At 63.2% G+C, this 18855-nt stretch carries 21 protein-coding genes and 1 tRNA gene; 2 read left to right on the top strand and 20 right to left on the bottom strand.

The annotated features are described in order from the left end of the window. Positions 1-19 precede the first annotated feature (19 nt). The 11 genes from V1294_RS19475 to V1294_RS19425 form a co-directional block, all read right to left on the bottom strand. A complete protein-coding gene (locus V1294_RS19475) occupies positions 20-928 on the bottom strand; it encodes a dihydrodipicolinate synthase family protein (RefSeq protein WP_334499408.1) in 909 nt (302 codons plus the stop codon). Between the two features lie 208 nt (positions 929-1136). Continuing rightward, entirely contained in the window at positions 1137-1796 is a 660-nt protein-coding gene (locus V1294_RS19470) for a hypothetical protein (protein WP_334499406.1), read from the bottom strand. 17 nt (positions 1797-1813) lie between these two features. Continuing rightward, a complete protein-coding gene (locus V1294_RS19465) occupies positions 1814-2395 on the bottom strand; it encodes a hypothetical protein (RefSeq protein WP_334481256.1) in 582 nt (193 codons plus the stop codon). A gap of 524 nt (positions 2396-2919) precedes the next feature. Continuing rightward, the gene (locus V1294_RS19460; protein WP_249805689.1) at positions 2920-3129 is read right to left on the bottom strand and encodes a cold-shock protein; all 210 of its coding nucleotides are present in this window, start codon (positions 3127-3129) and stop codon (positions 2920-2922) included. Positions 3130-3578: 449 nt separating this feature from the next. Next, positions 3579-3656: transfer RNA gene (locus V1294_RS19455), tRNA-Pro, on the bottom strand. Positions 3657-3747: 91 nt separating this feature from the next. Further along, positions 3748-4302: a MerR family transcriptional regulator gene (locus V1294_RS19450; RefSeq protein ID WP_108513552.1), complete on the bottom strand. Its 555-nt coding sequence runs from the start codon at positions 4300-4302 to the stop codon at positions 3748-3750. Positions 4303-4397: 95 nt separating this feature from the next. Continuing rightward, the gene (locus tag V1294_RS19445; protein WP_334481261.1) at positions 4398-4727 is read right to left on the bottom strand and encodes an integration host factor subunit alpha; all 330 of its coding nucleotides are present in this window, start codon (positions 4725-4727) and stop codon (positions 4398-4400) included. Between the two features lie 130 nt (positions 4728-4857). Beyond that, positions 4858-5835: a beta-ketoacyl-ACP synthase III gene (locus V1294_RS19440; RefSeq protein WP_334499404.1), complete on the bottom strand. Its 978-nt coding sequence runs from the start codon at positions 5833-5835 to the stop codon at positions 4858-4860. Beyond that, positions 5832-6869 carry a phosphate acyltransferase PlsX gene (gene plsX / locus V1294_RS19435; RefSeq protein ID WP_334499403.1) on the bottom strand — a complete coding sequence of 346 codons (1038 nt, stop codon included), beginning with the start codon at positions 6867-6869 and terminating at the stop codon, positions 5832-5834. Before plsX ends, V1294_RS19440 begins: the two co-directional genes overlap by 4 nt. 302 nt (positions 6870-7171) lie before the next feature. After that, on the bottom strand, positions 7172-7774 hold the full coding sequence (locus V1294_RS19430; RefSeq protein WP_334481268.1) for a YceD family protein: 603 nt from the start codon (positions 7772-7774) through the stop codon (positions 7172-7174). Beyond that, complete coding sequence (locus tag V1294_RS19425) at positions 7771-8319, bottom strand: ubiquinol-cytochrome C chaperone family protein (protein ID WP_334481271.1); 549 nt, start codon at positions 8317-8319, stop codon at positions 7771-7773. The genes V1294_RS19430 and V1294_RS19425 overlap by 4 nt, the downstream gene beginning before the upstream one ends. 116 nt (positions 8320-8435) lie before the next feature. Between V1294_RS19425 and V1294_RS19420 the strand changes: the two genes are divergently transcribed. Both V1294_RS19420 and V1294_RS19415 read left to right on the top strand, forming a co-directional pair. Then, the gene (locus tag V1294_RS19420) at positions 8436-8912 is read left to right on the top strand and encodes an outer membrane protein assembly factor BamE (RefSeq protein ID WP_442895357.1); all 477 of its coding nucleotides are present in this window, start codon (positions 8436-8438) and stop codon (positions 8910-8912) included. A gap of 124 nt (positions 8913-9036) precedes the next feature. Further along, a complete protein-coding gene (locus tag V1294_RS19415) occupies positions 9037-10041 on the top strand; it encodes a Bug family tripartite tricarboxylate transporter substrate binding protein (protein WP_334481275.1) in 1005 nt (334 codons plus the stop codon). A gap of 172 nt (positions 10042-10213) precedes the next feature. On the opposite strand, the gene V1294_RS19410 is transcribed toward V1294_RS19415, so the two are convergent. The 9 genes from V1294_RS19410 to glyA form a co-directional block, all read right to left on the bottom strand. After that, positions 10214-12334, bottom strand: a complete 2121-nt coding sequence (locus V1294_RS19410; protein WP_334481278.1) for a sodium-translocating pyrophosphatase — start codon at positions 12332-12334, stop codon at positions 10214-10216. A gap of 325 nt (positions 12335-12659) precedes the next feature. Then, positions 12660-12869 carry a cold-shock protein gene (locus tag V1294_RS19405; RefSeq protein WP_028345703.1) on the bottom strand — a complete coding sequence of 70 codons (210 nt, stop codon included), beginning with the start codon at positions 12867-12869 and terminating at the stop codon, positions 12660-12662. Between the two features lie 212 nt (positions 12870-13081). After that, the gene (thiL, locus tag V1294_RS19400) at positions 13082-14077 is read right to left on the bottom strand and encodes a thiamine-phosphate kinase (RefSeq protein ID WP_334499402.1); all 996 of its coding nucleotides are present in this window, start codon (positions 14075-14077) and stop codon (positions 13082-13084) included. Then, positions 14070-14564 carry a transcription antitermination factor NusB gene (nusB, locus tag V1294_RS19395; protein WP_334499400.1) on the bottom strand — a complete coding sequence of 165 codons (495 nt, stop codon included), beginning with the start codon at positions 14562-14564 and terminating at the stop codon, positions 14070-14072. Before nusB ends, thiL begins: the two co-directional genes overlap by 8 nt. Positions 14565-14566: 2 nt before the next feature. Further along, positions 14567-15058: a 6,7-dimethyl-8-ribityllumazine synthase gene (gene ribH, locus V1294_RS19390; RefSeq protein ID WP_334499397.1), complete on the bottom strand. Its 492-nt coding sequence runs from the start codon at positions 15056-15058 to the stop codon at positions 14567-14569. 56 nt (positions 15059-15114) lie between these two features. Further along, the gene (locus V1294_RS19385; RefSeq protein ID WP_334499395.1) at positions 15115-15723 is read right to left on the bottom strand and encodes a riboflavin synthase; all 609 of its coding nucleotides are present in this window, start codon (positions 15721-15723) and stop codon (positions 15115-15117) included. Then, positions 15723-16874, bottom strand: a complete 1152-nt coding sequence (gene ribD / locus V1294_RS19380) for a bifunctional diaminohydroxyphosphoribosylaminopyrimidine deaminase/5-amino-6-(5-phosphoribosylamino)uracil reductase RibD (protein WP_334499393.1) — start codon at positions 16872-16874, stop codon at positions 15723-15725. Before ribD ends, V1294_RS19385 begins: the two co-directional genes overlap by 1 nt. Beyond that, entirely contained in the window at positions 16871-17353 is a 483-nt protein-coding gene (gene nrdR, locus V1294_RS19375) for a transcriptional regulator NrdR (protein ID WP_108513565.1), read from the bottom strand. Before nrdR ends, ribD begins: the two co-directional genes overlap by 4 nt. 12 nt (positions 17354-17365) lie before the next feature. After that, positions 17366-18676, bottom strand: coding sequence for a serine hydroxymethyltransferase (gene glyA, locus V1294_RS19370; RefSeq protein WP_334481288.1), 1311 nt, complete (start codon positions 18674-18676; stop codon positions 17366-17368). Positions 18677-18855: the final 179 nt, after the last annotated feature.

Here is an 18855-nt window from a genome sequence, read left to right as displayed (position 1 = left end):
ACCGCCTGCAAGGCGGATACTACTCCACCGCCTCGACGCGATGACCAACCGACCCGCCCAATCCCTCCAACGCCTTCCTGATGGCGGCCTGTTGTGCGGGCGATGCTTCCGGCATCGGTGCGCGAGAGAATGTCGCGGGCAGCCCCTGCAGCGACTGCGCATAGCGCGTGCACGCCGGCAGATTGTCCGAGACGATCGCGTTCCACAACGTCAGCAGCTTTTGGTGCAACTCCAGCGCGCGAACGTGGTCGCCCGCCTTGACCGCGTTCCAGAGTTCGACGGAAGCGTGCGGCGCGGCGCTCAGGATCGCCGCGATCGATCCATGCGCACCGAGCGCGTAGGACGGATACATCAGCGCATCGACGGCGCTGTAGATCAGTTTGTCCGGCGCCATCATCATGAGATCGGCAAACAGTTTCAAATCGCCCGCGCTCTGCTTGACACCGACGACCAACGGCACCTCGTTCATGATGCGGGTCAAAAGCGCCGGCGAGAGATAGGACCACGGCACCACGTTGTAGATGATGATGGGCATGCCGGTTTCATCAGCCATGCGGCGGAAGTGATCGACCATCGCCTGCTCGTCCGGCTTGAACAGATAATGCACCGGCGTCACCTGGAGTGCTGCGACGTTCATGTCGCGCACAAGTTTGCCGCGCCGGATCGCATCGCGGGTGGAATCCACGATGATGCCGGCGATCACAGGCGCGCGCCCCTTGGCGGCTTCCACCGTCGCCGCCACCAGGTCGCGATACTCCTCGTGATCGAGCGTATGCCCCTCGCCGGTCGAACCGCCCGCCGCCATGCCATGGCTGCCGGCGCCTATCAGCCAGTCGACCTGCGAGGCAACCAGCTTGAATTCGATCTCGCCGTCTTTCCGGAACGGCGTTGTCATCGGCGGTATCACGCCGGTGGGACGTGCTTTCATGGGCCTGCCCTCGCTTTTCCATCCGCTGATAGCGGGTGTGTCCCCGCTTTGCCGGCGATATCCGCCGGTTGCGGCAAGCCTATGGGATGTCGGGACAGCTTTCCAGTTACGGAATTGGCACGGCAGGGTATCGGAAAACGCCGCGTGAACCGGCTTTCGATCAAAGCGGGCCCGGCGCTCGCAGCTCGCAATATTTCATCGCCCGGCGTCAACGCTTGCAGATGTCGCTGGTCGCTTTCTCCTCACGCATGATCCGCATTATCTCGGGCGCGGCGAAGCTGCTGAAATCAGCAGCAACAAGCGTGCCATAGCGCCGGTGGTTCTTGAGTGCGTTCAACAATTTATCGCTGAAGTTTTCGATGACGCTTGCGTCGCCAGCTGGGATCGGCGGCTTGGACGCTTCCGCCTGCTTTGCGAAAGCAAAGAACTTCGTGGTGGCCTCGACCATCGCCGCGCGGTTATCGGGGTCGCAGAGTTCCCGATCGTCCTGCGCATAAATGCAGCCCGCCAACTCTCCCCATTTGACAGCCGAAAGAACCGTCCGGAATTCGGATCTCGAATCTGGCTTGCCGGCCAGGGCGGCAACGCTCGCCTGCATGCTGCCGGCCTTCAGGATGAAGTATGCGGCACTTGGCTGCATCTTCTCGGCGTCCGGACCGACGTCCACAACGCGGAAAATGCAGCTCCGCACGACCGGCGCGACCTCCGGCCGGCCGAGGCGATTGGCGTCGGCGAACAACGAAACACTGGGCCCGACCGAGACGAAACTTGACATCGAACTCGAAATATTCGGGGCCCAGATCCACGCGCCGACCGCGAGGAAGCCTCCGACGAAAGCCAGGATGAGGGTGAGAACCTGACGGATCAATTTTCAAGCTCCCGCTGCTAAGCCCTGGGGCAGTTGTCGGTCGTGCCCTTGTACTGATCGAGCATCGGCTTCATTGCCGCTGGGACGGTCCAGCCGAAATCAGCCTTGATCAGGCGGCCATTGCTGGTGTCCAGTATCAAGGCCGCGTTGATCGCCCGGTTGCGAGGGCTGTCCCAGAGATTCCTGACCGTGGACATCTCGGATTCGCCATATCGCTTGGCGGTATTCATCATTTCATCGAACTTCGCGAAATAGCGATTGATGTAATCGACGATGTAGGCGCGATTGTTCCGCTCGCAGACTGCGTTCGGATGGGTGACGAGATAGCAGTTCAGCGCCGCCGTTATCTCTTTCGCGCGGGTGAGGTCTCGCCAGTCGACACGATGTTCGTTGCTCGTGAGCTTTGGCAGTAGCTCATCGCGCTCGGGACTTTCAAGCGCGGGATAACAGGCTTCGCGTATCTTGGCCTCTTTCCATTCGCCCATACGTTGTCCGCCCGGGAGGTAATCCGCGGTGTTGCCGAGGACGAAGTAGTTGATCAGGTTTATGCCCAGAAAAATGCCACCCAAAACAAAAGCCGCACGCATCAAGAAATTCATGGCTTAACGCCCTGGAACGGTTGTATCGGGGCATCTATAACACCCGGAATATGCCGGGAACGTTAATCGCGGATCGGTGCGTGGGGTGGGGTTAAGGCAAACTTACCGGGCGGCCGCACGCATCGGCGTTCAGGTACCTCGGCTAGATCGTCGCGCACCGACCTTGCAGATGTCGCGGGTCACTTTCGCGCTGCGTAGTCCGATCCGCCGGTTCCGCTCGGGCGGACTTACTTCCAGCGCCGCGGGCGCAAGACAGCTCAGCCCGGGAATGAGGCCACGGGGCGCGCCCTCCGCGCTCGTTGAACCTTTGGCCTCCGCCAACGACCTACTGATCAGAGGCAGTATCAATCCAGAGGAGACCGCCGTGAGCCAGTGGCGCGACAGCATGGTTGATCGACCGGAAACGGACGGTGCGGCCTACCTGACCGGCTGGACCGTCAGCGGAGTAGCTGTGCTCGGGGCCATCGTGGCCGTCTGGGTGCTCGGCATCTAGCGACGGTCAAGACCGGAACGTAAGTGCCGGATCAACCTACCCTGAGGTTTTCGGCGGATTCTTTCCCACGGTTGGCCACAACTTCGTAGCTTACCTTCGCACCCTCATTCAGACTGCTCAGACCCGCTCTCTCGACGGCCGAGATATGGACGAACACGTCCTTGCCACCAGTCTCGGGCTGGATAAATCCATAGCCCTTTGTCGCGTTGAACCACTTCACCGTACCTGTTGCCACGTCCATGACTCCCCATAGATTCGAACAGACGAAAGATGGTGACAGAAATCCGGCGAAAGAAAGGGCCCGCCAAGTGAACCCTCGCGAAAAAGCCGCCGCTGGGTTGATACAGCGACGGCTCTGACGCATTACTCTCGCGGCGATATCTTCCGCGATTACCACGAAGATACAGAGCTGCAGTTAGCAAATGCCGAGGCGCGCGTGAGGCCGATCGCCGATTTACGCCGGCAGGTGCTGAACCTGTGGGCGGCAACCTTACTCGCCGAGGCCGGCGCTGCGGCGCCGGGGCGATAACTCGGACAGTCGACAAGGCCCAAAAGGTCATTGACCTGTACCTTGCCCGGCGCGGCGTGCTGGCGGCGAACGCGATCCAGAAGCTCGAGAACTATCGCGATAAGGCCGCTAAGTCTGGCACGCCTTCGTACGAAAGAGGCCGCCCAAAATGTTGGGTAAATTGGTCGGAGCGAGAGGATTTGAACCTCCGACCCCTAGTCTCCCAGACTAGTGCGCTAACCGGGCTGCGCCACGCTCCGATGCCGTTCCATTAGCTGCGATCAGCGCCCGGCGCAAGGCGCGCGAGCGGCCTCATTGAGGTGACAGCCGGCCAGTTCCCCGCCCCGCCCCTCAGCCGTCCTTCAGGGCGTTGTCCAGCAATTGCCGGCAGGCGACCAGGTCCTGCAGCACCCGTTCGAGGCGCTCGCGGTTGGCGTCCGAGGGCCCGGGCTTACCTTTGGCGAACGGCAGCAAAATGCCGTCGTCGTCGGTATCGGCAAAGCGGTAGTCGATTTCTTTCTCTTCGGTCTCGTAATCCTCGTCGTCGGCATCGACGGTCGGCGTCTCGCCCTCCTCGGGCTCCTGCAGGCTGAGACCGATCGCCTCCTCGACGGCGCCGAAAGTGACGGCGGAAGTCTGGTCGGCAAGGCCCTGCACCGATTTGATGCCGTGCTCTTTGAGGATCCGCTGCACGCCGCGGATGGTGTAGCCCTCGCCGTAGAGCAGCCGGCGGATGCCCTTGAGCAGGTCAACGTCGTCGGGGCGGTAGTAACGCCGCCCGCCGCTTCGCTTCATCGGCTTGATCTGGGCGAACCGCGTCTCCCAGAACCGCAGCACGTGCTGGGGAATATCGAGCTCTTCAGCGACTTCGCTGATGGTGCGGAACGCATCCGGCGCCTTGTCCAAATGCCAGCTCCTCTCAACTCATCTTGTTGGTGAAGACGCGGTACTCGCCTTGCTACGCGGCCGTATTACTCGGTCTCGCTAATCGGCCTTGCTCACTAATCGGTCTTGCCTTCGCCGTTGCCGACCACGTGGCCGTTGATCCGCTGCTTCAGAATGGCCGACGGCTTGAACACCATTACGCGACGCGGCGAGATCGGCACTTCGGTACCGGTCTTCGGGTTACGTCCGATCCGCTGACCCTTCTTGCGCACCATGAACGAACCGAACGACGACAGCTTCACGGTCTCGCCCTTCTCCAGGCAATCGGTGATTTCTTTCAAAACGAGTTCGACAAACGCGGATGATTCCGTCCGCGACAAGCCCACTTTTTGGTAGACTGCCTCGCACAAATCGACACGTGTGACTGTTTTCCCGGTCCCTGTCATCGCCTGCCCCGCACTCTCGGCGAACAATTTATTCCCTGAAATTAGGAGGTTAGCACGCAATGGTCAACAGCGACCATCATGCATACGCATGGAACAACGCAACAAATTTGATCAGTATCTTACGCAGCGCTCACCAGCGCACGAGCGCGGAACCCCAGGTGAAGCCGCCGCCCATGGCTTCGAACAGCACCAGATCGCCTTTCTTCACGCGCCCGTCCTTGACGGCCACCGCAAGCGCCAGCGGAATCGAAGCTGCCGACGTGTTGCCGTGCAGATCGACGGTCAGCACCACTTTCTGCGGTGCAATATGAAGCTTGTGCGCCGAAGCGTCGATGATTCGCTTGTTGGCCTGATGCGGGATGAACCAGTCGATGTGCTCGGCCGTCGCGCCGGTCGCATTGAAGGCATCCACGATCACGTCCGTGATCATGCCGACCGCGTGCTTGAACACTTCACGGCCTTCCATCCGGAGATGACCGACGGTCTGGGTGGTGGAAGGACCACCGTCAACAAAGAGCTTCGCCTTGTGCCGGCCGTCCGAGCGCAGATGCGTGGTGAGCACGCCGCGATCGGAAGGCGCGCCCGGTTGGTCCTGCGCCTCGATCACGATCGCGCCGGCACCGTCGCCGAACAGTACGCAGGTGCCGCGATCGTTCCAGTCGAGAATGCGCGAGAACGTCTCGGCGCCGATCACCAGCGCGCGCTTGTAGGCGCCGGAGCGCAGGAAATTGTCGGCGGTCGCGAGCGCGAAGACGAAGCCGGAGCACACCGCCTGCAGATCGAAGGCGGCGCCGTGATGGATACCGAGCTCGTTCTGCACGGCGACTGCAGTTGCCGGAAAGGTATGGTCTGGCGTCGACGTCGCCAGCACGATCAGATCAATCGCCTGGGCATCGATGCCGGCGTGTTCCAGCGCCGCGCGCGCCGCGTTGATCGCCAGATGTGAAGTGAACTCGCCTTCGGCCGCGATATGGCGCTGCCGGATGCCGGTGCGCTGCACGATCCACTCGTCCGAAGTATCGATACGGGCGGCGAGTTCCGCATTGGTCAGTACCTTCTGCGGCAGATAGGAGCCGCAGCCCAGCACGACCGAACGTTTCGCAGTCACGAGACAACCTCCTGCGCGATCTGCGCCTGTACCAGCGCACTGATCTTGGTGAGGAGATCGCAGCGGACCATCTCATAGCCAACATCAACTGCGTAGGCAAAGCCTTCGGCGTTGATTCCGCCGTGGCTTTTGACAACCAAACCTTTCAATCCAAGCAGCATACCACCATTGGATTTATTCGGGTCGAGCTTTTCTCGCAGCGCCTTGAAGGCGCTACGGGCGAACAAATAGCCAATCTTGGATTGCCAGCTGCTCGCCATCGCATTGCGCAGAAAATCCGCCATCTGGCGTGCGGTGCCTTCCGCGGACTTCAATGCGATATTGCCGCTGAAACCCTCCGAAACGATCACGTCAGCCGCGCCCGCGCCGATCCCGTCGCCCTCGACGAAGCCGATATAGTCGAGCTCTGGAAGGTTCATCGCGCGGAGCTGTTCCGAGGCTTTACGAATCTCCTCGCCGCCCTTGACCTCCTCAACCCCGATATTGAGCAGTCCGACGGTCGGACGCTTCAGGCCGAACAGCACGCTCGCCATCGCGCTGCCCATGACCGCGAGCGACACCAGATGATGCGCATCGCCGCCGATGCTGGCGCCGAGATCGAGTACGACGGAATCGCCGCGCGCCGTCGGCCATACGCCGGCAATGGCCGGCCGGTCGATGCCGGGCATGGTGTGCAGATGGAAGCGCGCCATCGCCATCAGCGCGCCGGTATTGCCGGCGGAAACCGCCACATCGGCCTCGCCTTTTTTCACGGCGTCGATCGCAAGCCACATCGACGAGTTCTTGCGGCCGCGGCGCAGCGCCTGGCTCGGCTTGTCGTGCATGCTGATGGTCACGTCGGTATGGACCACGCGCGAGGCCTTTTTCAGCGCCGGATATTTTGCAAGCTGCTCATCGATCTGTTTGCTGTCGCCAAAGAGCAGGAATTCGCTGTCGGGATGCCGTTTCAAAGAGATGGCGGCGCCGGGAACGACGACCGATGCGCCGACATCGCCACCCATGGCGTCAAGCGCGATTCGAACCTTTTGCGGCATGAACGTCCCGGAAACCTGATCTCTTGCGGCCCTCATAGAGCATGGCCGCGCACTGGAAAGGCACCGCCAAAGCGGTGCTCGGCAAAGCGCATCCCCGCGCCTCCGCCGGGCCGGGACAATAGCGTGTCCCCGTCCCGACACAACCTCTTGACCACGGTCTTTTGGCGAAAGGCAAGCGCTGTGGCCCGAAATCCAGAATACAAAATATCCCAATATAATTCAATATCTTATGGGACATTCTTGGCAGGATATCACAACGATCTCCAACCGATCGCAGCTTCGCCGGCCACTTTAACTGCCGGCTACTTGCCCTTGGGCTTCCTGGTGCCCGATTTTTTCGGTTCTGCCTTCAACGCCTTCAGCGCCGCGAACGGGTGATCCTCGGGATCGGCGGCTTCAACCACCGGCTCAAATACGGCGCCGGGTTTGCGCGGATATGGATCGACCGCAAGATACAATGCGTCGGTGGCGACCCGGCCGAGATCGATCATGCCGTTCTCAATCGGCTCGGGCGGATCGGGCGTCTCCTCGTCGCCTTGCTCGGCCTCATCGACCAGCGCGGCCATCTGCGGGATCTGCTCGGGCGGCGCGAAGATCAGATCGATCGGCTCGTCGATATCGGTCTCGATCTCCTCCAGCGTCACCACGCAGGTCTGTCCGATCCGCGCCCGCACGTAGCCGGCCACTTGGAAGCTGCCGCCGCTCTTCGGCGTGACGTCGAACGAGGCCTGCACCGAAAGTACCTCACGCAAGCCTCCGACATCGGCCACCGCGTTGCGGATGGCCTGATCGGCCTCGATGTCGCGGTGCAGGCCCGTTTCCGGTATCTGCGCCACCGCGACGGGGACGCGCCACGGGTCGGGCTTTTCTGTCGTGCCAGTCTTGGTCGTACCAGTCTTGCTCATTGCTGCGCGCCATTCTCCGGCAATGGAAATTTGGCCGAACCGCTCACCAGCGTCGCCTCGTCGAGGCTGTCGAGGGCGGCCATCGCCGCCTCGGCATAGGCGGCAAGCAGCCGGGCCTTTTCGATGTTCTCGCCGTTCAGGATATTCTTGCACAGCGCCTGCGCCAGTGCCTCGCGGCCCTCCGTCAGAGCAAAATCATAGGCCGCTGTCCGGCCATAGAAGGCTTCGCCGAAGGCCTGCATGCGCTTCGGCACCTTGAGGTCACTAACCGCCATCTCGCGCAGATTATCGTCCATATCGTTGCAAAAATGGTCGAACAGCCCCTGTGACAGGGCTGTGCCGCCCTCCACCGATTTCAGGCGCCGCAAGACCAGCCACAAATGCAGCAGAAGCAGGTCAAAACGGCCGTTAACCGTGTCCGGAACCCCAAAGTCCCGATAAAACAACGGTTCTCGCGCCTGCGTCACGATCATGCCATAGATGGCCTCGATGGTGCCGCGCAACGGCGTCCGGGGTTTCCTGAAGTGATTGAACGGCCAAAGCATTGTGGGTTCCGCAAGCGAGCCCTCCCGGGCCACGCGTGTTGCAATCAAGCGTGCTGCCCGGTACGTCAACGCACCGCGCGATGCAAGAGGACGGGCTAATTCCTGAGATGACCGAGATGAGCCACCTGAGCACCTGCGTGCCCTCGCCTCTCCGCCTGACCGCACGCCGGCGCGGCTTCCGCGCGGCCGCGGTCCTGGCATTGGTCTGCGCGGCGCTCGCCGGGTGCACCGGCGAGCAGTTCCAGAAGGGCTATATCCTGCCGCCCAACGCGCTGGAGCAGATTCCGATCGGCGCCAGCCAGGATCAGGTGCTGATCGTGATGGGAACGCCCTCCACGGTTGCGACCCTGAACGGCGAGGTGTTCTATTACATCTCGCAGCGCTCCGAGCGCAAAGTCGCCTTCATGAATCAGCAGGTCGTCGACCAGCGCGTGATCGCGATCTATTTCGACAAGAATCGCCAAGTGCAGCGGCTCGCCAATTACGGATTGCAGGACGGCAAGATCTTCGACTTCATCAGCCGCACCACGCCGACGTCCGGCCAGGAGCTCAGCTACCTGACGCCGCTGTTCAAGCTGCTCAGCTTTAACTAGGCCCGGTCAGTTCTGATTCACGCTGTTCCGCGACGCGGAAATCCTGCGCCAAGTCGCCCGCTTGCCCTCCGCGCGCGCGGTGCCTACGCTCCCTGCAAATAATGATTCAGCAGGGAGCGAACTTGTGACGATTAAAGCTATTTCTCGACGCCGCGTTTTGACCGGAGCTGCAGCCGTTTCGGCCGCGGCAATCTTGCCGCGTGCGAGCTACGGTTCCGACTGGCGGCCGACCGAGACCGTGCGTCTCATCGTGCCGGCCGCGGCCGGCGGCAGTACCGACGTGATGGGGCGGTTGCTGGCCGCGCATCTGCAGACCGCCTGGGGCCAGTCAGCGGTCGTCGAAAACCGTTCCGGCGGCGGCGGCACCATCGGCACCGCCGAAGTCGTGCGCGGCAAGGCGGACGGCCATGTCATTCTGGTCGGCAATCCCGGCCCGAACGCGATTGCCTACAGCATCTTCCGCAACATGACCTACAAGGCCGACCAGTTGCAGCCGGTCAGCAACATGATCCGGATTCCGAACATCGTGTCGGCGCATCCCTCGACCGGCATCAAGTCGATCCCCGAATTGATCGCCTACATCAAGGCCAATCCGGACAAGCTGACCTACGCCTCCTCCGGCGTCGGACAGAGCCCTCACCTCACCGGCGCCTGGTTCCTGCAGCTCACCGGCCTGAAGATGGTCCATGTGCCGTTCCGCGGCGCGGGTCCCGCGCTGCAGGCAGCACTGGCCGGCGACATCCAGATCCTGTTCGACAACCTCTACCCGTCGCTGCCGCAGACCCAGGACGGCAAGCTCAACGCGCTCTGCGTCACCACGCCCGAGCGCAGCCCGGCGGCGCCGAACATCCCGACCATGCGCGAGGGCGTGCCCGAACTTTCGAACTTCGACGTCTCCTCCTGGTTCGGCATCTTCCTGCCGAAAGCCACGCCCGCTCCCGCCGTCGAGGCCCTCAACAAGGAGATCAAGGCGATGCTGGCGCGCGAGGACATCAAGACCACCATCGGCAAGATGGGCGCAACGGCCGACTGGGGCACGCCGCAGCAATTCTCCGATTTCGTGCAGGCGGAGACGACGAAATTCGCCGAGATCATCAAGCGCGAAGGCCTGCAGATGGACGTGAATTGATCTCTTGCGTCATTGCGAGCGAAGCTAAGCAATCCATACCGCCACAACCCAGGTGTGGATTGCTTCGTCGCTAACGCTCCTCGCAATGACGGGGTAAGGCGCGGCGAACCTCCAAAGCAAAACCCCGCGGCTCGCACCGCGGGGTTTTCGTTTTGATCGGCTTGTCGCCGGCTCAGTGCGCCAGGATCGCCAGCAGCAACAACGCCACGATGTTGGTGATCTTGATCATCGGGTTGACCGCGGGACCCGCCGTATCCTTGTAGGGATCGCCGACGGTGTCACCGGTCACGGCGGCCTTGTGGGCGTCCGATCCCTTGCCGCCGAAATGGCCGTCCTCGATGTACTTCTTGGCGTTGTCCCAGGCGCCGCCGCCCGAGGTCATCGAGATCGCGACGAACAGACCGGTTACGATCACGCCGAGCAGCATGGCGCCGACGGCGGAGAACGCCGCCGACTTGCCGGCCGCGCCGCCGCCCGCGATCGCGTAGATCACGAAATAGACGAAGATCGGCGACAGCACCGGCAGCAGCGACGGGATGATCATTTCCTTGATCGCCGCCTTGGTCAGCAGGTCGACGGCCTTGCCGTAGTCCGGCTTGTCGGTGCCCTGCATGATGCCGGGCTTTTCGCGGAACTGGCGACGCACTTCCTCGACGATCGCGCCAGCTGCGCGGCCGACCGCGGTCATGCCCATCGCGCCGAACAGATACGGCAGCAGGCCGCCGAACAGCAGGCCGACCACGACGTAGGGGTTGTTGAGCGAGAAGTCGGGCAGCACGCCCTGGAAGTACGGATGCTTGGCAGAGTTGGCGATGAAGAACTTGAGGTCTTCATTGTAGGCCGCGAACAGCACCAGCGCGCCGAGACCGGCGGAGCCGATCGCATAGCCCTTGGTGACCGCCTTGGTGGTGTTGCCGACCGCGTCGAGCGCGTCGGTGGCCTTGCGGACTTCCTTCGGCAGGCCGGCCATTTCGGCAATGCCGCCGGCGTTGTCGGTGACCGGACCGAAGGCGTCGAGGGCTACGATCATGCCGGCCAGCGCCAGCATCGTCGTGGTCGCAATCGCGATGCCGAACAGGCCGGCAAGGCTGTAGGTGACGAGGATTCCCGCAATGATCACGATCGCCGGGCCGGCGGTCGATTCCATCGAGATCGCCAGACCCTGGATCACGTTGGTGCCGTGGCCGGTGACCGAGGACGAGGCGATCGACTTCACCGGGCGATATTCAGTACCGGTGTAGTATTCGGTGATCCAGATGATCAGGCCGGTGACGACGAGGCCGACGACGCCGCATTCGAACAGCGCCAGGCCGGTGTACTTCACGCCCGCCAGCGGGCCGAAGCCGATCAGCCAATTGATGACGCCGGCAACGCCGAGCAGCGACAGCACGCCTGTCGCGATCAGGCCCTTGTACAGCGCGCCCATGATGGACTGGCTGGCACCGAGCTTGACGAAGAAGGTGCCGATGATCGAGGTGATGATGCAGACGCCGCCGATGGCGAGCGGCAGGGTCATCATCGGCACCAGCAGCGGCGAAGTCGCGAAGAAGATCGCGGCGAGCACCATGGTGGCGACCGCGGTCACCGCATAGGTCTCGAACAGGTCGGCCGCCATGCCGGCGCAGTCACCAACGTTGTCGCCGACATTGTCGGCGATGGTCGCGGGATTGCGCGGATCGTCCTCGGGAATGCCGGCTTCGACCTTGCCGACGAGGTCGCCGCCGACGTCAGCACCCTTGGTGAAGATGCCGCCGCCGAGACGGGCGAAGATCGAGATCAGCGAGGCGCCGAAGCCGAGCGCTACCAGAGCATCGACGACGACGCGGTCGTTGGCTTTCAGCCCCATGCCGTGGGTGAGAACGGCGAAATAGATGGTGACGCCGAGCAGCGCGAGACCGGCAACGAGAAGTCCGGTGATCGCACCCGCCTTGAAGGCGAGTTCGAGGCCGCCCGCCAGCGAGGTGGTCGCGGCCTGCGCGGTGCGCACGTTGGCGCGAACCGAGACGTTCATGCCGATGAAGCCCGCGGCGCCCGACAAGATCGCGCCGACGAGAAAGCCGATCGCAACCAGCATGCCGAGGAAGTAGGCCAGAAGGGCGAAAATCACGACGCCGACCATGCCGATCGTCATGTACTGGCGCTTGAGATAGGCCTGCGCGCCCTCGGCGACGGCGGCCGCGATTTCCTGCATGCGCGGGTTGCCCGCGTCCGATTTGAGAACGGAAGACGTCGCCCAGATGGCGTAGACGATCGAAAGCGCTCCGCAGAGCACAATCACCCATAATGCTGTCATTGAATTTGCCTCAGATTTTTTGTTCCACCCCGCGCGTCACCGCGGTCGCGGCGGACGCATAAAAAGGAGGCCTTCCCTGCCCAGAAGGGCGGCCTCTCAAATCGGCGGGACCTTGCCAAAATCGCCCCCCTGGCGCAACGCCGCGGAGGCCAGAAACCGTCGAATTTTGAAAGGAATCACTGCTAATCGCGCCGGGCGAAATATCACCCGGGAGGTGGCAGAGGCTTGCCTCGGCCCGAAAATACAAGAGCCCGCCCAATCCCATCGGGATCGAGCGGGCTCACTAGCCATTCCAGTACATCCGTGAAACGACCGTTTCGAGGCCTTAGACGAGCGACAGGTTTTCCGCGCTCACCTTGCCCCGCATCTTGTCGGTCTTGAGTTCGAACTGAACCTTCTGACCTTCGGCCAGTCCGCCGAGGCCGGCGCGCTCGACGGCCGAGATGTGCACGAACACATCCTTGCTGCCATCGCTCGGCTCAATGAAACCGAAACCCTTTTGACCGTTGAACCACTTCACTGTTCCCGTAGCCATTTTCTCTTCTCCAAAGCACATAGGCTTTCATTCCGCGCGGCGATCGCGCGGATTCAAATCCAATCTCACGGCGATGTCTCTGGAAGAAGCTCCTTAGGGAGCGCGTTCGAAAAGGCACGACGGTAATCGAATGGCAATACACGTATAGGTTTTCCGTCGAAATAGCAATGGCTGGCGGGAAATAAAGGCCGACGGCGTTAACGACCCCACCTTCAAAAATGGCTGTAAGACAGCCGTTCCAGCGCGATTTCCCTGCCCTCTGCATCGATGAACTTCGGAAACGCGCTTCCCGCGACCACCGTTCCGATGGAACTCACCGCGACACCGGTGCGCTCCGCGGCCTGCGAGAAGGCTTCGACGCGGTCCTCGGCGATCGTGCACAGTATCTCGTAATCGTCGCCACCGGCGATCAGCGCTTCCAGTCCGACAATCCCCCGCAACACCAGATCGCGCGCGGCGCTCGACAACGGAATCGACGGCAAGTCGATCACTGCGGATACGCCGGACACACCGCATAGCTTGGTGAGATCGCCTGCAAGGCCATCGGACACATCCATCGAAGCGCTGGCAAAGTCGCGAACGATTTCCGCCAAGGCCACCCGCGGCTGCGGCACGCGATAGCGCCCGACCAGTGCGTCGCGCGCAGCGACATCGGTTGCGGCAGCGTGGACCTTGCCGCCCTTGAGAACGGCAAGCCCCAGCGCGGCGTCGCCGATCGTGCCCGTCACCATCACGCGCTCGCCGGCCTTTGCCCCGCTGCGATGAACCATCTTGCCCGGCGGCACGCGGCCGAATGCGGTGACCGAAACCATCAGCGGTCCGGGCGTCGACACGGTATCGCCGCCCAGCAGCGGACAGGTGAACTGCGCGGCATCCTCGCCCAGCGCCGCCGCGAACGGCTTTAGCCAGGCCTCGTCAGCGCCGCGCAGCGCCAACGTCAGCACGAAGCCGGCCGGCACAGCGCCCTTCGCCGCGAGATCGGAAAGATTCACCCGCAGCGCCTTGCGCGCGACCGTATCGGGGGGATCGTCGGGCAGGAAATGGACACCCTCGATGATGGCGTCCGTCGTCACCACGATGTCCGAGCCGTCAGGCTGCAACGCCGCAGCGTCGTCGTCGAGACCGAGGGCGCCCGGGTCGATCGCAAGCGGCCGGAAATAGCGCGCGATCAGCGAGTCCTCGCCGGACGCGGGTTTCCCGCTAGCCACGCGCGAACTCGTCTGCGCGGAACTGGCGCGCGATCTGGTCGAGCACGGCGTTGACCATGCCGGTCTCGTCCTTCTCGACGAACGCGTGCGCGACGTCGACATATTCGGACACGACCACGCGGCCCGGCACGTCCTTGCGATGTTCCAGCTCATACGAGCCTGCGCGCAGCACCGCGCGCAAAATCGCGTCGATCCGCTTCAACGGCCAGCCTTTCTGGAGCGCATCGTCGATCAAGGGATCGAGCTTGGCCTGGTCGCGCACCACGCCGGCCACCACATCCTTGAAGAACGCTGCTTCCGCCGGCAGATATTTGTCGCCTTCAACCTCGTTGCCGAGCCAGTGGCTTTCGAACTCAGCAAAAATGTCGTTGATGCCGGCGCCGGCGATATCCATCTGGTAGAGCGCCTGCACGGCGGCGAGCCGCGCCGCGCCACGGCGGTTGGCCTTCTTGTCGGGACTTTTCGCTGGCCTCTTGCTGTCTGCCATCGTCAGACCTTTGTCAGCCGGCGCTTGATGCGCAGCATCGCGAGTGCCGCACGCGCGGCGTCGCCGCCCTTGTTCAACTCGCTGGCGCGCGCCCTCGCCCAGGCCTGCGCGTCGGTATTGACCGTTATGATGCCGTTGCCGAGCGGAACCTTGCGCGCCACCGCCAGATCCATCAGCGCGCGAGAAGATTCGATCGAGACGATTTCGAAATGGATGGTATCGCCACGCACCACGCAGCCGAGCGCGATTGCCGCATCATAAGGCTTGCCGTTGTTTTCGGCAGCATCGAGCGCGATCGCGATCGCCGCCGGAATTTCCAGCGCGCCGGGCACCGTGATGAGGTCGTGCGTCACCCCGGCCGCCTTGAGCTCGGCGACGGCGCCTTCCAGCAGCGCATCCTGGATGTCGTCATAGAATCGCGCCTCGACGATCAACGCATGCGCGCCTGTGATGTCGGTCTGGTCTTTTAAAGGGGCGCGCCGCGCGTCTGCCATCAACTACCTTCCGTCTTACTCGCTGGCCGGCGTTTTAAGCGCCGTATGTCTGCCTGTCACTTCATTTCCGACAGCCGCGCCGCATAGCGGGCCATCAGATCGACCTCGATATTGACCTCGCTGCCTGCGCGCCAGCCGCTCAGCGTGGTGACGCTGAGCGTATGGGGAATGATCAGCACCGAAAACGTGACATCCTCGACCGTATTCACCGTCAGCGACACGCCATCCAGCGTCACCGAGCCCTTGGTGGCGATGAAGCGCGCCAGTTCCCGCGTGGTGCGCAATTCGAACCGCGCCATGTCAGGCAGATCGTCACGCTTGACGATGGTCGCAATGCCGTCGGCATGCCCCGCAACAATATGGCCGCCGAGTTCGTCGCCGATCTTCAACGCGCGCTCGAGGTTGAGTTTGGTGCCCTTGACCCAGTGCTTTGCGGTCGTCATGCCGAGCGTTTCGGCGGCGGCGTCGACGTCGAACCAGGTCTTGCCGCCTTCGATGCCGGACGCGACCACGGTCAGGCAGATGCCATTGCAGGCGATCGATGCGCCATCAGCAATCGTCGTCTGGTCGTAACGGCAGGCAATGCGCATGCGGTGCAACTGGCCCTGCGCCGTTGGCGTCAAGGCTGCGATCTCGCCGATGTCGGTGACAATTCCGGTAAACATTAGGCGCGCTCGTAAACGGTAAGGGTGTCTTTGCCGAGGCTTTCGCTAGCACGTGTCTTGAAGGCAGGCGACCCGGTGAGAGCCGACAGCGGCAATGCGTCCAGCGCGGGAATGCCGCCAGTCCCGATGGTTTCGGGCCCGCGCAGCAGCCAGACTTCGTCGACCAGGCCGCTGGCGACAAAGGACGAGGCGACCCGCGAGCCGCCTTCCACCATCAGCCTCGTGATGCCCTTGTCGGAAAGCGCGCGCAGCACCGCCGGCAGATCCAGCCCGGGCGGCTGCGCGGTCGCCGCAACGCGCATCACGTGCGCGCCGGCCGCGCCGAGTTTCATGGCCGCAGGGGCTTCGGCAAAATCCGAGGTCATGACCCAGAGCGGCGTCTGCCGCGCGGAATGGACCAGTCTGCTGGTGCCGGATAACCGCAGCGCGCGATCCAGCACCACCCGCACCGGCGAACGCGCCTCCATTCCCGGCAGGCGGCAGGTCAGAACCGGATCGTCCGCCAGCACGGTGCCGATGCCGATCAGGATGGCGTCGCATTGCGCGCGCAACAGATGCACGCGTGTCTTCGCCGCCTCGCCCGTGATCGCGACCGGCTTGTGGCCGGCGGTGCCGATCTTGTCGTCAGCGGAGACGGCGAGTTTCAGGATCACATGGGGGCGTTTTTCGCGGATACGGCCGAAATGGCCGGCGTGATCGCGCTCAGCTTCCGCAGCGCCGAGGCCAACATCAACGGTGATCCCGGCCGCGCGAAGTTTGGCATGCCCCTGCCCGGCCACTTCGGGGTTGGGGTCTTCGATCGCCGACACCACGCGCGCAATGCCTGACGCGATCACCGCATCGACGCAGGGCGGCGATTTGCCGAAATGCGAACAGGGCTCCAGCGTCACATAGAGCGTGGCGCCGCGCGCCGCCTCGCCGGCACGTCTCAGCGCCTCGGGCTCGGCATGGGGACGGCCGCCGGGCTGGGTCCAGCCACGGCCGACGATGACGCCGTCTTTCACCACGACTGCACCGACGGCCGGGTTCGGCCAGGTGCGTCCCAGCCCCCGCCGGCCAAGCGAAAGCGCGAGCTGCATGAAGCGCTGGTCCGCCGCCTTGGCCTCTCTGGATTTCTGCGCGTATTGGTCTTCCAGAATGCGGAAGATCATTTGCGTAACGTGGCAACCCGCGCGTCGTCTTCCGCGGAGAGTTCGCCGAGCACGGCCTCAAAATCCTTGGCTTCGCGGAAATTGCGATAGACGGAGGCAAAGCGCACATAGGCGACGTCGTCGAGCTGGCGCAGATGCTCCATCACAATCTCGCCGATAGCCTCCGAGGATACTTCCGCCTCGCCGCCGCTTTCGAGCTCGCGCACGATCGCGGAAACCATCTTCTCGACCCGCTCAGGATCGACCGGCCGCTTGCGCAAGGAGATCTGCAGCGAGCGGACCAGCTTGTCGCGGTCGAACGGCACCCGGCGGCCGTTGCGCTTGATCACGGTGAGTTCGCGCAACTGCACCCGCTCGAAGGTCGTGAAGCGGAAATTGCAGGCGATGCACACCCGCCGCCGCCGGATCACGGCCGAATCCTCAGTCGGACGCGAGTCCTTTACCTGCGTATCGAGACTGTTGCAGCTGGGACAGCGCATCCAACGAGGCCTTTACTGATAAATCGGGAAGCGGTCGGTGAGCGCCTTGACGCGTTCCTTGATCGCGGCTTCGACCAGCGGCGCCTTGCCGTCCTCCGACTGCGCCAGCGCGTTGAGCACTTCGGCGATCATGCCGCCGACCTGCTGGAATTCGGCAACGCCGAAGCCGCGCGTGGTCGCCGCCGGCGTGCCGAGACGCAGGCCGGAGGTGACGAAAGGCTTTTCGGGATCGAAGGGGATACCGTTCTTGTTGCAGGTGATCGCGGCGCGCACCAAGGCCTTCTCGGACACGTTGCCCTTCAGGCCCTTCGGCCGGAGGTCAACCAGCATCAGATGGTTGTCGGTGCCGCCGGAGACGATATCGAAACCGTGGCCGCGCAGCGTTTCCGCCAGCGCCTTGGCATTTTCGACCACGTTCTTGGCATAGACCTTGAAGTCCGGGCGGAGTGCCTCGGCGAACGCCACCGCCTTGGCGGCAATCACATGCATCAGCGGGCCGCCCTGCAGGCCCGGGAAGATCGCCGAATTGAGCTTCTTGGCGATCGCCTCGTCGTTGCAGAGGATCAGGCCGCCGCGCGGGCCGCGCAGCGACTTATGCGTGGTGGTGGTGGTGACGTGGGCATGCGGCACCGGCGAGGCATGGACGCCGCCCGCGACGAGGCCGGCGAAATGCGCCATGTCGACCAGGAGATAGGCGCCGACGCTGTCCGCGATCTCGCGGAAGCGCTTGAAGTCCCAGGCCCGCGAATAGGCCGAACCGCCGGCGATGATCAGCTTCGGCTTCACCTGCTCGGCCTGCTTTGCCACCTCATCCATGTCGATGATCTGGTCCTCGCGCCGTACCGTGTAATGCGCGGCCTTGAACCACTTGCCGGACATGTTGACGGGCGAGCCGTGCGTGAGATGGCCGCCGGCGGCGAGATCGAGGCCCATGAAAGTGTCGCCGGGCTGCAGCAGCGCCAGAAACGTCGCCTGGTTCATCTGGCTGCCGGAGTTCGGCTGCACGTTGGCAAACTGCGCGCCGAACAGTTTCTTGGCGCGCTCGATCGCCAGCGTCTCGGCGACGTCGACCCATTCGCAGCCGCCGTAGTAACGCGCACCCGGATACCCTTCCGCGTACTTGTTCGTCATCACCGAACCCTGCGCTTCCAGCACCGCCCGGCTGACGATGTTTTCCGACGCAATCAGCTCGATCTCGTGCCGCTGGCGGCCGAGTTCGCCCTTGATCGCGGCAGCGATTTCCGGATCGGCCTCGGCGAGCGTGGCCGTGAAGAACGAGTCGGGCGCGGAGGCGGTTTTGGAGCTGGAGGATGAGGAGGTCATTGGGCGAAATATCTCCACCGCCGCAGGCCCTTAGGGGCAAAGCGGTCGGCTATGTGTGGCGGTCGAAAGAAGTGTCCGCGAGATACCACATCGGCCGGAATTGGCCAAGCACTTGCGGTACAGGGCCGATATTTATGCCAGATATGGTGGGGAGGAAGGGGGCCTGTTCCCGGCCCTTG

The organism is Bradyrhizobium sp. AZCC 1678, assembly GCF_036924765.1.
GTDB lineage: Bacteria > Pseudomonadota > Alphaproteobacteria > Rhizobiales > Xanthobacteraceae > Bradyrhizobium > Bradyrhizobium algeriense.
This window is presented reverse-complemented; position numbering and strand designations above follow the sequence as displayed.